The organism is Desulfobotulus sp., from assembly GCF_034006065.1.
Taxonomy (GTDB): domain Bacteria; phylum Desulfobacterota; class Desulfobacteria; order Desulfobacterales; family ASO4-4; genus Desulfobotulus.
On the sequence record NZ_JAVETM010000005.1, the window covers coordinates 33,932 to 51,861 of the forward strand.

Below are 17,930 nucleotides of genomic sequence, written 5' to 3' on the forward strand. Positions count from 1 at the left end.
TTAAAGCGCGAGGTAGGAACATGCTGAATACCGTTTTTCAGGACACTCAGGAAAAAATGGGCAAGGCTGTTGAAGCCCTCAAGGCTGAACTGCAGAAGGTGCGTACGGGACGGGCTTCGGCCACTATGTTGGATCCCGTCCGGGTGGATTACTACGGCACCCTGACGCCTCTGCACCAGATGGCGTCCATCTCCACGCCGGAAAGTCGGCTCCTTGTGGTGCAGCCCTGGGACGCCACGGCACTCAAGGAGATTGAAAAGGGTATTCTCCGGGCCAACCTGGGGCTGACCCCTTCCAATGATGGTAAGGTGATCCGGATTTCCATCCCCCCCCTTACGGAGGAGCGGCGTAAGGACATTGTCAAGCAGGTGGGAAAAACCTGTGAAGAGTACAAGGTCGGTATCCGTAACCTGCGGCGGGACGCCAACGAGATGCTGAAATCCTTGAAAAAGGACGGGGACATTTCCGAAGATGAAATGTTCAAGGGCCAGGATCAGATTCAGAAAATGACGGATGAACATATCCGAACCACAGAGGATCTGCAGAAGGCAAAGGAGAAGGAAATCCTTGAGTTCTGATCTGCCTTCCGGACTTCTGGCGGACCGCATGCCCGCCCATGTGGCCATTATTATGGACGGCAATGGTCGCTGGGCCAAAAAGCGTCTGCTGAATCGCGTCCTGGGCCATGAAAAGGGATCGGAGACGGTGCGGACCGTGGTCCGGACGAGCCGGGAACTGGGAATTTCTTACCTGACCCTGTACGCCTTTTCCACGGAAAACTGGGAACGCCCCAAGGCCGAGGTGGGCGCTCTGATGCGGCTTTTGCAGCGCTTTCTGGCATCCGAACGGAAGGAAATGCTGGAAAACGATATCCGGCTGAATGCCATTGGTGAGTTGGATAGCCTTCCTGATGGGGTTCGTCTCGACCTGGAAGCTCTGATGGCGGAAACATCGGATAACCGGGGCATGGTGCTGACCCTTTGCCTCAGTTACGGCTCCAGGGCTGAGATTGTTTCCGCCATGCGGACGGTGGCCATCAAGGTGGCCCAGGGACTGCTGGATCCTGAAACCCTTTCCGATGATATCGTGGCCCGGCACCTGTATACGGCGGATCTGCCGGATCCCGATCTGCTGATCCGCACCAGCGGTGAAATGCGACTTTCTAATTTTCTGCTCTGGCAGCTTGCCTATACGGAGTTTGTTTTCACGCCTACGCTGTGGCCGGATTTTTCCAGGGAAGAATACCTTGAAATCCTGAAAAATTTTCAGGAAAGGGATCGTCGCTTTGGCCAGGTAAAGGATATCTGATTGCATGGGCCGGGCTGCCCATGGCAATCTCCAGGATCTTCCACAAAGGGGAGATCCTTTTTTTTCATAAAACCGGTGCTTCCGGTTGAAACGGAGACCGCACATGCACGGAACCCGCTGGCTTACTGCCATTTTTGCCCTTCCCGTTCTCTTTACACTCATTGCCGCAGGGGGGCCTTTTTTCTTTTTTTTCCTGATCCTGGGGGTGGCGGGGATTGCACATACGGAATATCACCGCATTGTGGACACGAGACTTCCCTCTGTTGCGGATGGGGAGTTGCGCTGGATCGCCCGTATGGCCCTGGCCTTTGTGGTGCTTTCGGGCTTCTGGGGTATGGCAGGGCTCATGACGGGGCTCTTTGTGGGCCTGCTCACTTTGATTGCCTGGTGCATGCTGCGTTTTGGAAAATCTCCGGAGCTGCTTGCGCGGATCCCCTTTGAGGTGCAGGGGCTTTTGTGGGTGGGCCTGCCCCTGGGCTGCCTGGGCGCTTTGCGCATGGGAGACCATGGCATTGCCTGGATTTTTTTCACCTTGTTCCTTGTGGGCTCCGGGGATACGGGCGCTTACTACGCAGGGCGTTTTTTTGGAAAGCACAAACTCGCGCCTGCCATCAGTCCTGCCAAAACCCTGGAGGGTTTTGCGGGCGGTATAGTCCTGACCCTGATTGTGGCGCTGATATTCCAGCTCTTTTTTCTTTCCGCCTATGGTCTTTTGCCCATGCTGATCCTTGCTCTGATTACAGCTGTGGTGGCCCCTTTGGGAGATCTTTTTGAATCCATGCAGAAAAGGGTGGCCGGGGTGAAGGATTCCGGTCGGCTCCTGCCCGGTCATGGTGGCATGCTGGATCGCATTGACGCCCTTCTTTTTGCAGCTCCTGCGGTCTTTTTGCTGAAAACCCTGTTTTTTGGATGATGATGAAAAAGATAGCTGTTCTGGGATCAACGGGTTCCATCGGCCGGAATGTGGTGGAGATCCTTAAGGCTTTTCCGGATCGCTACCGGGCTTTTGCCCTGGCCGCAGGCGGAAACGTGGATCTTCTTGCAAGGCAGATGGCTTTCTTGCATCCGGAAGTGGTGGTGGTGCGCACCGAGGCCCATGTCCGGGAGCTTCAAAAGCTTGTCCCCGCCGGAGGCTGTGAGATTCTCTGGGGCGATGAAGGCTATGCGGCTGCAGCCACCCATCCTGAGGTGGATACCGTGGTTTCGGCCATTGTGGGGGCCGCAGGGCTTTTACCCACGGTGGCTGCGGTGCGTGCGGGAAAAACCCTGGCTCTTGCCAACAAGGAGTCCCTTGTGATGGCAGGAGATCTTCTCATGTCTCTGGCTAAGGAGAAGGGGGTGGATATCCTGCCTGTGGACAGTGAGCACTCGGCCATTTTCCAATGCCTGGCCGGGCAGAGGAAGAGGGATGTGTCAAGCCTCTTGCTGACGGCTTCGGGAGGTCCCTTCCGGAATCTCGATAAGGCGGCCTTTGCCCGCATCCGGCCCGAGGATGCCCTGGCCCATCCCACCTGGAGCATGGGCAGGAAGATCTCCATTGATTCCGCCACCCTGATGAATAAGGGGCTGGAAGTGATCGAGGCCATGCATCTTTTTGCCATGCCCGTGGAAAAGATCTCTGTGGTGGTTCATCCCCAGAGCGTGGTGCATTCCATGGTGGCTTTCTGTGATGGGGCGGTGATGGCCCAGATGGGCATTCCGGACATGAAAGGCGCCATTGCCCTTGCCCTTTCCTGGCCGGAGCGACTGCCTTTAAAAATGGATCTGCCGGATTTTTCAAACCTCAATCTGCGTATGGAAGCACCGGATCTGGAGCGTTTTCCCTGCCTGGGCCTTGCCTTTGAGGCTGCCAGGGAAGGGGGCATTTTTCCGACGGCCCTGAATGCGGCCAATGAAGTGGCTGTGGAAGCCTTTTTACAGGGAAGGATTTCCTTTTCCCGCATCGCGGCCCTGATTTCCGAGACCCTGATGCGTACGGAAAACCATGGCGCAGAGGATCTGGATTGTATCCTCGGGGCTGATGCCCGGGCCCGGAGTCTGGCGGAAAGTCTTGTGGCCTGAAGGATCCGGGGCGTTCGCTCTCCCTTTTTTCCCGCATTCCATTAGCGCGTATCCGGAGGTGATATGACCAGTCTTTTTTCCTTTCTTGTGGTACTCAGTATTCTGATTTTTATCCATGAGCTGGGGCATTATCTTCTCGCCCGGATGATGGGGGTGGGGGTGGAGCGCTTTTCCATTGGTTTCGGCCCACGCCTTGCCGGGTGGACCTCGGGCCGTACGGATTTTCGCATATCCGCCATTCCCCTGGGCGGTTATGTGAAAATGGTGGGGGATGAACCCGATGGCGAACTGCCGGAAGAGGACATTCCCCTTTCCTTTACCCACAAACCTGTATGGAAACGCATGCTCATTGTGGCGGCGGGTCCTTTTTTCAATCTTCTCCTGGCGGTGGTTCTGCTCTGGGGCCTGATTTTCTGGTATGGATTGCCCGCCATGGACCCGATTGTGGGGGAAGTGGAAAGAGATTCCCCTGCGGCTTCGGCCGGTCTGCGCACCGGCGACCGGGTGCTTGGCGTGGATGGAAAAGCCGTGGATAGCTGGGAGGACGTTGTAAAAAGGGTGGGCAAAGCTTCAGCGGATACTCCCCTTGTCTTTGAAATTGAGCGGGGCGGAGACCGCAGACAGGTGGCAGTCCTGGCAAGACCCATGCCCTTTCCCGATCCTTTGGGAGGCATGGAAATGCGCATGGGCATCGGAGCCAGGCCTTTTATCCCGGCCATCATTGGTTTTGTGAAAGAAGGTTTTCCTGCGGATGCGGCGGGCCTTCAGCCCGGAGATCGTATCCTGCGGATCAATGGGGAGCCTACCCCGACCTGGTCTGGTATGGCAGCCCGCATTCAGGCTTCGGGAGGGGAACCCCTTCTTCTGGATGTGGAAAGACGGGGCGAGGTTCTGCGCTTGCATCTTGAGGCCCGGGAAGAGCATTTTGACGATGGCATGGGCGGCCGGGTCACCCGCCATGTGGTGGGCATTTCTCCGGAACCCTATGCGAGGGCCGTGCATCCGGGATTTTTCGGGTCCATGGTGGAGGGAGGGCGTCAGACCGGTGAAATTGTCCGGGTGACAGGCCTTGCCCTGGCGCGCATGGTGAAGGGCAGCTTGTCCAAAGATAACCTGGGAGGGCCCATCATGATCGCCCAGATGGCAGGCAGTGAGGCCCGCAAGGGGGTGGCCAATCTCCTGGCTTTTATCGCGGTGATCAGCGTCAATCTGGCACTTTTGAACCTTTTGCCCATTCCCGTTCTGGACGGGGGACATCTTCTGTTTTACACCATTGAGCTGGTGCGGGGAAAACCCGTGGGAACCCGGGGCAGGGAGATGGCCCAGCAGGTGGGGATTTTTCTTCTTCTCAGTCTCATGGTCTTTGCCTTTTATAATGACATCATCCGTCTTTTACGCGGATAAGGAACCTTTTCAAAGGGAGCATGGGAAAATAGCATGCAGGCAAAACTTGAAATCACCCTGAAACCGGAACTGGTCGATGCCGAAGGCCGGGCTCTGGAAAAGAAGGTGGCCGATGTTTTCGGAATCCGGCTGGATTCCGTACGTTGCATCCGGATTCTCACCTTTGACGCGGATTTGACGGAAGCGGAATGTCTCTTGGCCAAGGAGAGGATTTTCTGCAATCCCGTGACCCAGATGGCTTCCTTTTCTCCTCTGGATCTGCCCTTTGACGGCTGCATCTGGGTGGGATTCAGGCCCGGTGTGCGGGACAATGCCGGAGCTACGGCCATGGAAGCCCTTTCCGATGTTCTGGGCAGGGTGTTGGGCCCTGACGATATGGTATACACCTCCAAGCGGTATTGTCTCAGAGGCAGCGGGCTGACGCCGGACCTCATGGATCGCATTGCAGGAGAGCTTCTGGCCAATGACATCATCCAGCAGTGGCAGGTTTTTACGCCCGAAACCTGGGATGCTGTCCAGGGTTCGGGACTGATCATTCCCCGGGTGATGCTGAACCATGAGCCGGAAGTGACCCTCATTCCCATTGACAGCGACGATACCCTGAAGGCCGTGAGCCAGGCCCGCAATCTTGCCCTGAACCTCAAGGATATTCCTGTGATCCGGGAATATTTCCTCAGGCCCGAAGTGCGGGCTTCCCGGAGACAGAAGGGGCTGGAGTCGCCCACGGATATTGAGATTGAATACATCGCCCAGGGCCGCAGCGACCACTGTAACCACAATACCTTCCGCGGGCTTTTCCGATACAGGGATCTTGAAACCGGAGAAACGGAGGTCATCGACAACCTCTTTAAAACCTGCATCCAGAAACCCACCCTTGCCATGCAGGAGGAAAAGGACTGGGTCGTTTCCGTCCTCTGGGACAATGCCGGTGCCGCCCGTTTTGATGAAAACTGGAATTATGTGATCACCGGAGAAACCCACAATTCGCCTTCCAACATGGAAGCCTATGGGGGCGCTATCACAGGAATTGTGGGCGTGTACCGGGACCCTCTGGGAACGGGCCGAGGTGCGCGGCTCATCATGGGCAGCTATGGGTTCTGCGTGGGGGATCTTGACTACGCAGGCCCCCTGAAACCCCGGCTGCATCCCAGGCGTATTCTGGACGGGGTGGTGGAAGGAGTGCGGGACGGAGGCAATAAATCCGGTGTTCCGACCCCCTTTGGCCAGGTGACCTTTGATGCCGGATACATGGGAAAATGCCTTGTCTTTGTGACCGCCCTCGGCATCATGCCAAAGACCGTTGCCGGTGCGCCGGGGCATGAGAAAACCACCCGTCCCGGAGAACGCATTGTCATGTGTGGAGGCCGGGTGGGCAAGGATGGCATCCACGGGGTGACGGCTTCTTCAGAGACCTTCAGCGCCCATACGCCCGCAGGTCATGTGCAGATTGGCGATCCCTACACCCAGAAAAAAATGCACGACTTTCTTCTGGAAGCCCGGGATGCGGGACTCATCGCCTTTATCACGGACAATGGCGGCGGCGGTCTTTCCTCTTCCATCGGAGAGTCGGCCCGTTTTGCCGGAGGCTGCACCGTGGCCCTGGATCAGGTGCCCCTGAAGTATGAGGGCCTGGATCAGTGGGAAATCTGGGTTTCCGAATCCCAGGAGCGCATGACTGTTTCCGTCAAACCCGAACACCTTGATGCCTTCATGGCCCTTTCGGACAAGCATGCCGTGGAGAGTACGGTCATCGGCACGTACACGGATACGGGTTACCTTGAGATCACCTGGAAAGGCCGTACCGTGGCCTGGGTGCACATGGATCTTCTCGAAGAAGGATTTCCCCAGTGGGAGTTCGACTGTGAGTGGATTCCCCCGAAACTCAGGGGGCTCCATGAGCCGGTCATCGGCGCGCCCAGAGATTATGCGACTTTGCTGAAAACCCTGCTGGCGAGACCCAATATCGCCTCCAAGGAATGGATTGTCCGTCAGTATGACCACGAGGTGCAGGCTGGTTCCGTGATCAAGCCCCTTGTGGGGAAAGGGCGGGATATTCCTTCGGACGCGGCGGTGATCCGACCCGTGCTCAGTTCTGAGCGGGGCATTGCCTTCACCCAGACCCTTTTGCCCTTTTACTCCCGGATTGACGCCGGAGCCATGACTTCTGCGGTGATGGACGAGGCGGTGCGAAGGCTTCTTGCCGTGGGGGGCGGGCTTTCCGAGATCGGCGGGGTGGATAACTTCTGCTGGCCGGATATCCAGTATCACCCGGAAAAAAATCCGGACGGCCGCTTCAAGGCCGCCCAGCTGGTGCGCTCCTGCAAGGCGCTGAAAGCCATGTGCGAGGCCTACCAGATCCCCCTTCTTTCCGGAAAGGACTCCATGTATGTGGACGGGCACCTGGCAGGACCCTTCGGAGAAACCCGCAAGGTATCCGGTCTGGAGACTCTGCAGTTTTCCGCCACAGCCATGGTGGAAAATGTGAACCGGTGCCAGACCCTGGATGTGAAAAAGCCGGGAGACCGGGTCTACCTTCTGGGGGAAACCCGAAACGAGCTGGGTGCTTCGGAATATTATGACCTTCTGGGATACGTGGGGCTGCATGTGCCCGAGGTGAGGCCGGAGGCGTTTCTGGCTCTGTACCGTGCCTTTGAAAAGGCCATGGAAGAAGAACTCCTTGCCAGCGCCCATGCCGTGGGACGAGGCGGTCTCGGGGTGCATCTGGCCCTCATCTCCATGGCGGGTGGGCTGGGTCTGGATGTGGACCTTTCCAGGGTGAAAACCCAAGGCCAGATTCCCGAAGGCCGGGATGATATTCTGCTTTTTTCCGAATCCTGCGGTCGTATGCTGGTGAGTGTTCCGCCGGAAAAGGAAGCCGCCTTTGTGGCGCTTTTTGAAGGCCTGCCCCTTTCCTTCCTGGGGCTTGTCCGTGAAGATACTCAGCTGCGCATCACGGGACGGGGGGGGAATCCCCTGCTCTCGGTCTTGCTTTTGGACCTTCAACAGAGTTTCAAACAGCCTTTCGGAGATCGGATATGACAAGGCAAGTAAAGGCCCTGGTTCTGACGGGCTATGGCCTCAACTGTGATATGGAGACCGCCCATGCCTTTGAAATGGCGGGAGCTTCAGCCGAAAGGGTGCACATCAATACCCTGATCCGCGGCGGTGTGCGGCTGGAGGATTACCAGATTCTCGTGTTCGGAGGCGGTTTCAGCTGGGGGGATGATCATGGCGCGGGCGTGGTGCAGGCCGTGAAGATCATGACCTTCCTTGGGGATCGCATCCGTAAGTTCATTGCAGAGGGACGTCTGGTCATGGGAATCTGTAATGGTTTCCAGACCCTCGTGAACACGGGGCTTCTGCCGGGTTTTGACGGGGACTACACCCGCAGGGAGGTGGCCCTTCTGCATAATGATTGCGGCAATTTCCGGGATCAGTGGGTGCAGCTTTCCGTGAATGAGAAAAGCCCCTGCGTGTTCACCAAAGGAATGGAGGCCTTTTCCCTGCCTGTGCGTCATGGGGAGGGAAAATTCTACGCAGCGGACGCAACCCTCGACCGGCTTGAAGCCTCAGGTCAGGTGGTGCTGCGCTACGTCCATGAGGACGGCAGAGGCGCAGAGGGTGTTTTTCCCCTGAATCCCAATGGTTCGGTCAGGGATATTGCGGGCATCTGTGATCCCACTGGCCGGGTTTTCGGCCTCATGCCCCATCCCGAGGCCTTCACCCATCTGACCCATCATCCGGACTGGACGCGGATGAAAGCTGCGGGAAAAAACCGCCTGGACGGGGAGACGCCGGGTCTTCGCATTTTCAGAAATGCGGTGCGTCATTTTGAAGGATAAGGGAGTTTTTTCCTTATGCCCATTGACAAAACGTCCGAAAATTGGTTCAAGAAAGACGCAATAAAGACCCTAACCCCATCAGAAAAAAAGGAGAAAGACCATGGAGTTTCTTCCCATCAAACCCAGTGTTCTCAACGCCCTTGTATGGATTGCCCTGGTTCTCATCATCATGGGCGGCAATGCAGGAATCGCCACGGCTGAAGGTGCGCGTTACTTTATCGGTGGCGTACTGCTGGGTTTCCCCGCGTATTTTGCCAACATTCTCTGGATTGAAGGTTTTGCCCGGGGCAAGCACTGATTCTTCCGGAAATCCTTTTTATGGATCCAATCAGGGCCTTTCCGTTTTTTCGGAAGGGCCTTTTTCGTCTGCCCAGGCGGACGATGGTGTCTTCTGCTGTTGGGAAGGCCCGGTAATCAGAAAGGGAAAATCCCATGTCCCAGGTGCGTTTTGATGTGGTGTTTCACGGCAGGCTGCTTCCGGGTTTCGGAACAGAAGAGGTGACAGATCGGCTTTGTCGCATGTTTGGCTTGGACAGAGCTGCGGCCATGGGCATTTTATCCGCTTCCCGCACGGTGCTGAAACAGCATCTTACGGCGGAAACGGCGGAAACCTATGCAGCGGCTTTGCGTCAGGCGGGTCTTGAGGTTACGTTGGAAGCCAGGGTGGAAAGGGAGGGCTGTGGCGGAGGCACGGGGGGCGGTGGTTCGGACGCCGGAGAGGGGGAAGGAGCCGGACATCCGGGAAGGGGGCCGGAACGCCTGCCCTTTTCCTTCCATGGAACGGGATCCGCCTATTTTCGCATCTGGATTGTGAATCTCATGCTCTCCATCGTGACCCTGGGAATTTATTCGGCCTGGGCCAAGGTAAGGCGTAAACGGTATTTTTATCTTCACACCCAGCTGGCGGGAACGGGTTTTGCCTATCTGGCAGATCCTGTGAAGATTCTTGTGGGCCGCATTGTGGTGGTGGGGGTCTTTGGTCTTTCTTCCCTGGCAAGCCAGATTCACCCCTTCCTTTCCTTGGGTTTTTCCATAGCCTTCTTGTTTTTCTTCCCCTGGATAATCGTGCGCTCCCTGGCGTTTAACGCCAGAAACTCCAGTTACCGCAATATCCGCTTTGTTTTTCACGGCAGGGTCTGGGGAGCTGTCAAGGCCTATATCCTCTGGCCTGCGGCCGCAGTGCTGACCCTGGGTCTTCTGGGGCCTTACGCCCTTTACCAGCAGCACCGATATGTGATTACGGGCAGTGCCTACGGAAGCACGTCCTTTACCTTTGATGTGGAGCCGAGGGCCTATTATCGCATGTTCATGGGGCTGCTTCCTCCCCTTCTGGTGGCCATCGCCGCCCTTGCAGGGGCGGCTTTTCTCATGCCTCTTTTGCTTTTTGTCCCCCTGGCGGGCCTTTATCTTTTTGTGATGGCCTGGTATGCGGTGAGTACTACCAACATTTCCTACAATGCGGCCCGTCTGTCTTCCCATGCCTTTGAAGCCCAGCTGAAAGTGCTGGAATACCTTAAAATTCTTGTTGTGAATACCCTTTTAACGGTTCTGACCCTGGGGCTCTTTCACCCCTGGGCCAAGGTACGCATTGCCCGTTACCGGGCGGAAAAAATGGCCTTTCTGGCTTCTGGAAGCCTGGATGATTTCCTTGCTGCGGAAGAAAAAAAGGTGGCCTCTCTGGGTGAAGAGGCTGCGGATTTTCTGGATTTTGATTTTGGTCTGTGATGATACGATCGGGTTTTTTCTACGATGGCCGATCCTCTTGTGCAAGGAAGGCGGTTCTTGTTTTTCTTCCGGAAACGGGGCGTTTCAGGGTTGAGGGCCAAGGGGGGGATGAACTGGCCGCAGCTCTGGCTGAGACGGTGCGCTTTTCTGCGCCTTTAGGGGATGCGGCGCTGACGGTGACCTTTCCCTGTGGCGGTGTCTTTGAAACCGAAGATGGCGCAGGGTTGCTTTCTTTGCAAAAAGCCCTGGGAAGAGGGGGCTTCGGGCGTTTTGTCCATGCCCTGGAATCCCGCTGGCCCCTTGTGCTGGCGGCCCTGGCTTTTGTCCTTGTGACCCTGATCCTTGCCTTTCGGTATGGGGTTCCGGCAGTGGCCCGGGAGATCGCCTTCCGCCTTCCGGCTGGGATGCTGGAGCAGGCGGGAGAAAATACCCTGAAAGCACTGGATCAGACCCTGCTGTCACCCACAGGCCTTGCGATGGATACCCAGGAAAGGCTTAAGGGGGAATTTCAGGCGCTCTGGCAGGCCCATCCCGGGGTGCGTTTGTATTTTCGTAAAGGTGGCCGCCTGGGCGCCAATGCCCTGGCCCTTCCCGGCAGCATCATTTTGCTTACCGATGAGCTTGTGGCCCTTTGTGAGGACAATCCCGAAGGACTTGAGGGGGTGCTGGCCCATGAGATCGGTCATCTCGTGCATCGCCATGCAGCCAGACGGGTGGTGCAGGACGCTTTTTTCAGTTTCCTCTTTCTGGGACTTACCGGGGATGGGAGCGGGGTTGCGGAGCTTTTCATGGGGCTTCCGGTTCTGATGACGGAAATGGCCTATTCCAGAAGCTTTGAGAAGGAAGCGGATGCCTATGCCCTGGCCTGGCTGGCTTCCCAGGGCAAAGGGAGTGAGGGGTTTGCAAGGCTCCTTGTGCGCCTGCACGAAGATTCCGGAGGCCGGGAGAAAAGGGGGGCTTGGCGGGGGTATCTTTCCACTCACCCCCTTCTGGAAGAACGGCTGGCGCCTTTCAGGGACTGAGTCTTTCACAGTTCTGATCTGCCTTTGGCTTCAAGCCCAGGTTCAGGTCTGGGAGGTAAAGGGTTTTTTCTTTTTGAAACGGAAAATTAAAGCCAGGATGAAGTCAGGGAAAGACTGGATACGGGTGTTGTAGATTTCCACACTGTCCGAGTAACCCTGGCGGAGCAGGGCAAGGTAGTTTTCCGTTTTCCGCATTTCATCGGCAAGATTCTGCACCAGGGCCTGGCCCTTGAGTTCGGGATAATTTTCCAGGCGGGCCATGAAGTGCCGGGAAACCTGCTGTTCGTTCTGGATGATCCGGTCTGCGGCGTCCACATCGCCTTCGGGCGGGGAAGAAGGCCTGCGCAGGGAGGCAATGGCGGAAAGCAGGGTTTTTTCATGGCTGAGATAGGCCTGGACGATGCGTTCAAGCTGGGGCCAGAGATCCGCCCGTTTCTGGAGGATGGTATCCATGTCGCTTGCGGCCTTCAGGCATCGGTTTTTGAGAAAAACCATGTCATTGTAGTGCAGGATGAGGGTGTAGGCCATGAGGAGAAGGGGAACAAGCAGGGCGGTTTGGAAAAGGGTGGCGGGTGTGAGCCATCCCATCCCGGCCCAGAGTACGCTGGCGGCAAAAAGAAAGGCCGCGAGACTGATGGATGTGGATAAAAATCCCCTGGCCCCTTTGCTGCGCAGAATCTCTTCTTCTTTGCGATGGCTGATGAAAAAGAAGGTATGAGGGGTTTTTCCCTTCTGGAGACTGAGGTTCTGGCTGGAGTCTGGGTCCAGCCCCGCAAATCCGATGCAGTAAATTTTTGCATCCGGAACCAGCCAGGATTCCGTGTAGCAGTATTTGCCCCGGTATTCCGTATGGGTGTGTGAAAACTCGATTTCTGCGTCCTTTGGATGGACTTTCACCCTGCCTTCATCGTCTTGTAACCAGAAGGGGGTGGCGCGGACGGCCTCCTCAATGGTGACCCACTTGGTTTTATCCCCTGATTTTTTTTCTTCCTGGATTTTGTAGTGGCAGGCCACGCAATCTTTAGCGTTGAGTTTGCTCTGGATGCAGGGCAGGGACTGGTCCGTGAAGATGCGGCCTTTGAGTTCTGCCATGCCATAGCTGAGGCCTTGGCTTTTTGCCGTGGGAATGTGCTCCATGAGCCGTTTTCGTTTGATGAGGCGGATACCGAGGAAAAAGGTGAGCATACCCAGAAGACAACCGGCTCCGGAGAGCAGGCTGACAAGGAAAAGGTTTTCATAGCGGCTGGAGGGGATGCGGGCGATTTCAAGGGCGGCGGCTTCTTTTTCGACATCGCTGAGACCCTGGGGCAGGGGAAACCGATGGGCGGCCACATGGTGAAAGAGGGGGCGGTCAGGCCAGTTGCGGGCGGGTTTTTCAATGAGAAGGCGCATGGCGTAAAGATCCATGCGTTGGGCTGGGCTGGGCGTGGGCAAGATGGCCTCCTGCCGGGTTTTGTAAAGCATGGCGGCTTCTTCCCAGTCCCTTTGCAGGTGTAAAAGCCCCGTGTACCAGAGAAACCCCACGCCGCCACAGGTCATGAAAAACACATAAACCCAGAAGCGATGCACCTGAAGGGCGATGAGCAGGAAGGCCATGGCCAGGGCAACGAGGCCTGAGGCGATGGAGATGAGTATGCCTGCGGTGAAAAGGCTTTCCCCTCCTTTTGCCTGCAGGGAGCTGTCTGTCATGAGGGCGGGAAGATTCCAGGGCCGGGTATCGAAGTGAAGCACCTGATGTTCACGGGAATAGGCTCCCAGCAGGCGGATCGATTGGCCTTGTGTGATCACCCATTCACTGTAGATGCGGTCTCCCCGTTTTTCCCTGTAGGTGCGGGAAACGGCAATCTCCAGATGGGATTCGTACCTGGGGTCCACCCAGACCGCCCCTGTGGCGTCGGCCAGGATAAAGGGGCTTTTCCTTTCGCCCTGATCCAGAGTTCGGAGCTGGATACGGTCGTCCGAATCCCGGTATTCCTGTTCGAGCCTGTAACGCAGGTAGATGGCACTCTCGCCGGAGTAAGGGGCTGTGAATGGCGTTTTTGCGGTGATGGCTTTTCCCTGAAGGGCATAAGGCCCGTGGGCCAGGGCGGCCACAGGGGTGGGAGGAAGCCGGTCCAGTTGCCGGGCTTCGCGCATGGATTCAAAACCCCAGTCAAAAAAGGCCGTGGCCGCAAAAAAACAGGCGAGACCTGAAAGGCATGCAAGAAGGGCTGCGAAGCATCGTCTGACAAGGCGCATGGGTTTTCCCGGAAAATGGAGGCCTCAATGGGCGGTTTTCTGGAGCAGGGTTTCAGATTCCAGAAGAGCCTTGGCTCTGGATTTCTGGGCTAGCGCCATTGAAATTCAGAAACGTCCACGGCCTTGGGTCCCTCCGGGGTCTGGATGAGATCAAATTCCAGAATGATCTGACGATGTTTCAGCTCAGCCACATAGCGGGAATCCACGGGCTCCCCGTCCGCGCTCACGTCATTGATGTGGCAGAAAATGTCATGGCGCATGTCCATGGCGCCTAAGCCTGTGCGCATGGTGATGAACCCAAAGCCCCGGTCTTCATTGTAAGCATGGAGAATTCCTTTTTTTCGGGTCTGCCCCGTCTCACTGCCCAGAATGCCGGGGATGAGAAAACCGGAAAAATGATTGTCCACCTCACGGATCAGATCGCCGCTGGTGTTGGCAAAGGAAAGCAGATCCACCCGTTTTCCCCGGTTCTGGAGGGCGCGGACGAGACGGAGAAAATCGCCGTCTCCGGAACCCACAAGAATATAGTCAAGATTTTCCGATTGCAGGATGGCATCCACGGCAAGGTCGAGATCCGCATTGGCCTTGACCACCAGTTCACCTTCGGAATCGAAGTAACGGCGAACCTCTTTCCGGATCAGGTGAAAACCGTTTCTGCGGATGGCGGCCCTGTAATTTTCGTTGCGGATGCGGTAGCCCGTATCCTGGCGCTCCCGTTCCACATCCACGGCAAGATACGCGTTGGCGCGCAGTACGATGGTGCCTTGGGCTTCCACCATTTCCTTGATGACTTCATAGCGGATGCCCCAGCCGCCATTACGGCTTAGGTTTTCCATGTCCAGAAAAATACCGGCCTTGAGCATTTTTTCTCCTTTTTCTCATAACATCCAGTCCAGGGTAAGTCAGGCCTGGGGAAAAGTCCTGCTGCTTCATATCCTTTTTTTGGCGATGAGGAAATCCGGAAAAAAAGAAACCCGGCGCCAGCAAGGGCCGGGTTTCTCAAAAAAGTCTTGCAAAAGATCAGTGAACGGACATCACCGGGCAGGGGTTTTCCCGTATCAGGCGGTCTGTCACGGATCCCATGAGCATGGATTCGGCGAGGGAAATGCCCCTGGATCCGATGAGGGTGATGTCCATGGCGCGGGTCATGGCGTATTTGCGCAGTTCGGTGTGGGCGTCTCCCAGAAGCACGTGGGTTTCATGACGACACCAGGCTGAGGCATCCTTGGGTACCAGGCCTTCAAGTTTTTCTTTAAGTTTTTGCATCTCCGCCTTCTGGTGACGGACACGATCTCCGGCAGGGCCTTCGGCCATAAAGGCCTTGAACTGATTTTCAGAAACCACATGCACAATATGCAACTCGGCCTCAAACTCCTGGGAAAGGCTCAATCCGTAACGCAGGGCCATGGTGGCGTGGTAGGAGAAATCGTAGCCCACCAGGATGCGTTTCAGGTGCAGGGAAGGGCCATGGGTGGAATCCTGCAGGGCTTCGGGTTCCACATCCCGAAGGATCAGAAGGGGAACTTTGAGGGTACGGATGAGTTCTTCGGAGGTGGAGCCCATGAAAAACTTCTTTAACCCTGAACCGGGTCGGGTGGTCACAATGACCAGATCCGTGTCCAGCTCTTCGGCGAGTTCGGTGATGCGGGTGGGGGGATGCCCCGTACGGACGAAGCTTTTCCAGGGAACCTTTGCGTCCGCCATGATGGCGCTCATTTTTTCCTGGGCTCGGGTTTCCATTTTCTTTTCATAGCCCTGGGGATCCCGAAATCCTTCGGCATAGACCAGGGGAATGGGATCAATGACCGAGCAGACGTGAATTTCTGCGTTCAGGGTGTGGGCCAGGGCGATGCCATAACGGATGCCCTGATTCGCATAGTCTGAGAGATCTGTGGTGCAGAGGATGCGGTTGAACTGGATGCGCATGGTCTGCCTCCTTGCGTTGGGGGAAAAGGAATGGGGGATCCTTGGCGAACCTGATCCGGCGGGTAAAATGCATGGGAACATTTTAAAGGGATGCGGGTCGGAATACAAGAAAAGAGAGCAGGCTTTTTTCACGGATGCTGCCTGTGCTTTATTCCTTGTCTTCGGAATGGCGCAGGGCGTAGTGCACGGATCTGGACAGCAGATCCAGGGTATAGGGTTTTTTGATATGGCCCAGCGCACCCAGGGCCATGGCTTCCTGGATGCGTTCGCCCTCAGAAAAACCTGTGACCAGGAGAACCTTGAGTTCGGGCATAAGAGTGCGCATGCGCTGGAAGCAGTCGAGGCCATCCAGGTGACCGGATCCCATGATCATGTCGAGGAGGACGAGATCCGGCGCAAGCAGGAAAAGTCGCTGCAGGGCTTCTTCTCCACTGGCCGCTGTGCTGACCCTGTATCCCAGCCTTTCGAGCACCAGGCCTGCGATTTCCCTTTGCTCAGGCAGGTCGTCGACCACAAGAATGTGCTGGCCCTGACCCATGGGAATGGATTCCTTTTCCGGTTCGAGAAGGCAGAGGCCTGACATGACAGGCAGGTACACGGAAATGAGGCAGCCTTTGTTCGGTTCGCTGTCCACTTCGATGCGGCCCCTGTGGTCCTGGACCGTACTCCATACCACAGCCATACCGAGGCCGGTTCCTGAACGGCCCATGACCTTTTTGGTGTAAAAGGGCTCAAAGATTTTTTCCCTGTCTTCGGGCTGGATTCCCATGCCTGTGTCCCGGACCCGGAGACAGACAGCGCCTTCCGGAAATTCGGGTTGGGGTTGGGGAAGGAAGGTGGTTTCAAGGGTGAGTTGGCCGCCGTCGGGCATGGCTTCCGCCGCATTGGAAACGAGGTTCATCACCATTTTTCCAAGATGAAGGCCTGAGCCCTTGAGCAGGGGGAGATCCGGGGCCAGCTGTTTTTCCACCACCACCAGGGGATGGAAGGAGGCGAGCTTCTCATATTCCGGACTCATCAGATAGTCTTCAATGATGGTGTTCAGTTGCACCACATCCGCCGTTGCGACACCTCTTCGGGCGAGGGTAAGCAGATCCTGGACAATCTGGGCGGCCTTCTGGCCGGATTTCTGAATAATGCGGATTCTGCGGTGCATGGGACTGTTTTCCGGCAGATCCTGAAGAAGAAGCTCCGGATAGCTGACAAGGCCGGAAAGCACGTTGTTGAGGTCATGGGCCACACCGCCGGCCAGCATGCCCACGGCTTCCATTTTCTGAGCCCTTGCAAGCTGGGATTCGAGTTTGTTTTTTTCTTCTTCGGCCCGGATTCTTGCGGAAATATTTCTGACAATGGCCAGGACCGTGTGGTGGGTGGCGGCCACCATGCGGGTTTCAAAATATTCGGTGCGACCCTGGTCCAGGCAGAGTTTGTATTCAAAAATCTGGGGTTTGTGGGTTTCCAGGGCAGAGGCGATGTGCTTTACGATGAGACTTGCGATACCTTCCGGGAGCACGTCATGGGCCCTTTGGCGGAGAAATTTTTCCGGCTGCAGGTAAAGGTGCGTTTTGGCGCCCTGGAAGTCGAGAAAAACGCCATCTTCACTGAACTGGAAGATCATGTCCGGAATGGCGTCAAGGAGGGCTTTGCGCCGGGCCTCGCTCTGCCGGGCCTCCTCTTCGGCCTTTTTGCGTTCCCGGACCTCATCTTGCAACTCCTTGTTCATCATCTGTAAGACATTTTCCCGGGCCTTGATGCGTTCAGCCATGTTGCGGAAGGTGTGGGCCAGGGCTTCCATCTCCTGGTGACGGACCCGTTTGAAGGCGTGATCGTAGCGACCGCCAGCCATGTTTTCCAGTCCATCGGCTAAGGATCGGAGCAAAGGCCGCATGAAAAGGCGGGAAAGGAGCCCCACGCCCAGGTAAATGCCGAGAAAGGAGATGCTGAGGATGTAGAGGGTCTGATTCCGCAGACGTGCCAGATCCTGTTTGTAGGGTTCAGGGGAAAGATAAAGATCCATATAGCCGATGGGATTTCCCTGGACTCCGATTTCCATGGTGCGGATATTTCGTTTTTCGGTCAGAGGATCCACGGGAATGGAGTTGAAAAAAATGTGGTCATTCAAATCCCGTATGCATATGCCAGAGGTGGGTTCATTGTGGGTGAAAGCCAGAGCGATACGCTCAATCTGCTGACTGTCCATCTGCCAGAGGGGGGTGGCAAGGATCTGGGTGAGGCGCTGGGCGTTCTCCTCGCTCTGGGTCCGGAATGCCGTGGAAATCTGGCCTGCTTCCCGTTTGAAATAATAAAAAACCAGAGGTGTCTGGAGCAGGACTACGAGAAGAAAGATGCTGATGGAAAGATCCCTTGAAATGCTGCGTTTGGGGACAGACGGCATGGAAACCTG

The 17,930-nt window shown here is 56.3% G+C and carries 14 protein-coding genes; 10 read left to right on the forward strand and 4 right to left on the reverse strand.

Translation table 11 applies throughout. The features are described 5' to 3' along the window. The first annotated feature begins 20 nt into the window (after nucleotides 1–20). The 10 genes from frr to RBR60_RS03770 all read left to right on the forward strand — a co-directional run bounded on the left by frr (nucleotide 21) and on the right by RBR60_RS03770 (nucleotide 11,362). Complete coding sequence (gene frr / locus RBR60_RS03725; protein ID WP_320354533.1) at nucleotides 21–578, forward strand: ribosome recycling factor; 558 nt, start codon at nucleotides 21–23, stop codon at nucleotides 576–578. Beyond that, nucleotides 568–1,308, forward strand: a complete 741-nt coding sequence (locus tag RBR60_RS03730; RefSeq protein ID WP_320354534.1) for an isoprenyl transferase — start codon at nucleotides 568–570, stop codon at nucleotides 1,306–1,308. Before frr ends, RBR60_RS03730 begins: the two co-directional genes overlap by 11 nt. A gap of 103 nt (nucleotides 1,309–1,411) precedes the next feature. Then, a complete protein-coding gene (locus RBR60_RS03735; RefSeq protein ID WP_320354535.1) occupies nucleotides 1,412–2,221 on the forward strand; it encodes a phosphatidate cytidylyltransferase in 810 nt (269 codons plus the stop codon). Between the two features lie 2 nt (nucleotides 2,222–2,223). Beyond that, on the forward strand, nucleotides 2,224–3,369 hold the full coding sequence (locus RBR60_RS03740) for a 1-deoxy-D-xylulose-5-phosphate reductoisomerase (RefSeq protein WP_320354536.1): 1,146 nt from the start codon (nucleotides 2,224–2,226) through the stop codon (nucleotides 3,367–3,369). 63 nt (nucleotides 3,370–3,432) lie between these two features. Continuing rightward, complete coding sequence (rseP, locus tag RBR60_RS03745; protein WP_320354537.1) at nucleotides 3,433–4,773, forward strand: RIP metalloprotease RseP; 1,341 nt, start codon at nucleotides 3,433–3,435, stop codon at nucleotides 4,771–4,773. Between the two features lie 33 nt (nucleotides 4,774–4,806). After that, nucleotides 4,807–7,812: an AIR synthase-related protein gene (locus tag RBR60_RS03750; RefSeq protein WP_320354538.1), complete on the forward strand. Its 3,006-nt coding sequence runs from the start codon at nucleotides 4,807–4,809 to the stop codon at nucleotides 7,810–7,812. Further along, nucleotides 7,809–8,615 (forward strand): phosphoribosylformylglycinamidine synthase I, encoded by an 807-nt coding sequence (gene purQ, locus RBR60_RS03755; protein WP_320354539.1) that lies wholly within the window; start codon nucleotides 7,809–7,811, stop codon nucleotides 8,613–8,615. The genes RBR60_RS03750 and purQ overlap by 4 nt, the downstream gene beginning before the upstream one ends. A 100-nt stretch (nucleotides 8,616–8,715) precedes the next feature. Continuing rightward, complete coding sequence (locus tag RBR60_RS03760; protein ID WP_320354540.1) at nucleotides 8,716–8,913, forward strand: hypothetical protein; 198 nt, start codon at nucleotides 8,716–8,718, stop codon at nucleotides 8,911–8,913. Nucleotides 8,914–9,047: 134 nt separating this feature from the next. Then, a complete protein-coding gene (locus RBR60_RS03765) occupies nucleotides 9,048–10,340 on the forward strand; it encodes a YjgN family protein (protein WP_320354541.1) in 1,293 nt (430 codons plus the stop codon). Next, a complete protein-coding gene (locus RBR60_RS03770) occupies nucleotides 10,340–11,362 on the forward strand; it encodes a M48 family metallopeptidase (RefSeq protein WP_320354594.1) in 1,023 nt (340 codons plus the stop codon). The genes RBR60_RS03765 and RBR60_RS03770 overlap by 1 nt, the downstream gene beginning before the upstream one ends. A 42-nt stretch (nucleotides 11,363–11,404) precedes the next feature. Here RBR60_RS03770 and RBR60_RS03775 read toward each other — a convergent pair whose 3' ends face one another. The 4 genes from RBR60_RS03775 to RBR60_RS03790 form a co-directional block, all read right to left on the reverse strand. Continuing rightward, nucleotides 11,405–13,600, reverse strand: a complete 2,196-nt coding sequence (locus RBR60_RS03775; RefSeq protein ID WP_320354542.1) for a LemA family protein — start codon at nucleotides 13,598–13,600, stop codon at nucleotides 11,405–11,407. Between the two features lie 89 nt (nucleotides 13,601–13,689). Further along, the gene (locus tag RBR60_RS03780) at nucleotides 13,690–14,463 is read right to left on the reverse strand and encodes an NYN domain-containing protein (protein ID WP_320354543.1); all 774 of its coding nucleotides are present in this window, start codon (nucleotides 14,461–14,463) and stop codon (nucleotides 13,690–13,692) included. Nucleotides 14,464–14,620: 157 nt separating this feature from the next. Continuing rightward, nucleotides 14,621–15,526 carry a universal stress protein gene (locus RBR60_RS03785; protein ID WP_320354544.1) on the reverse strand — a complete coding sequence of 302 codons (906 nt, stop codon included), beginning with the start codon at nucleotides 15,524–15,526 and terminating at the stop codon, nucleotides 14,621–14,623. A 148-nt stretch (nucleotides 15,527–15,674) separates the two neighbouring features. Further along, the gene (locus tag RBR60_RS03790; protein WP_320354545.1) at nucleotides 15,675–17,921 is read right to left on the reverse strand and encodes an ATP-binding protein; all 2,247 of its coding nucleotides are present in this window, start codon (nucleotides 17,919–17,921) and stop codon (nucleotides 15,675–15,677) included. Nucleotides 17,922–17,930: the final 9 nt, after the last annotated feature.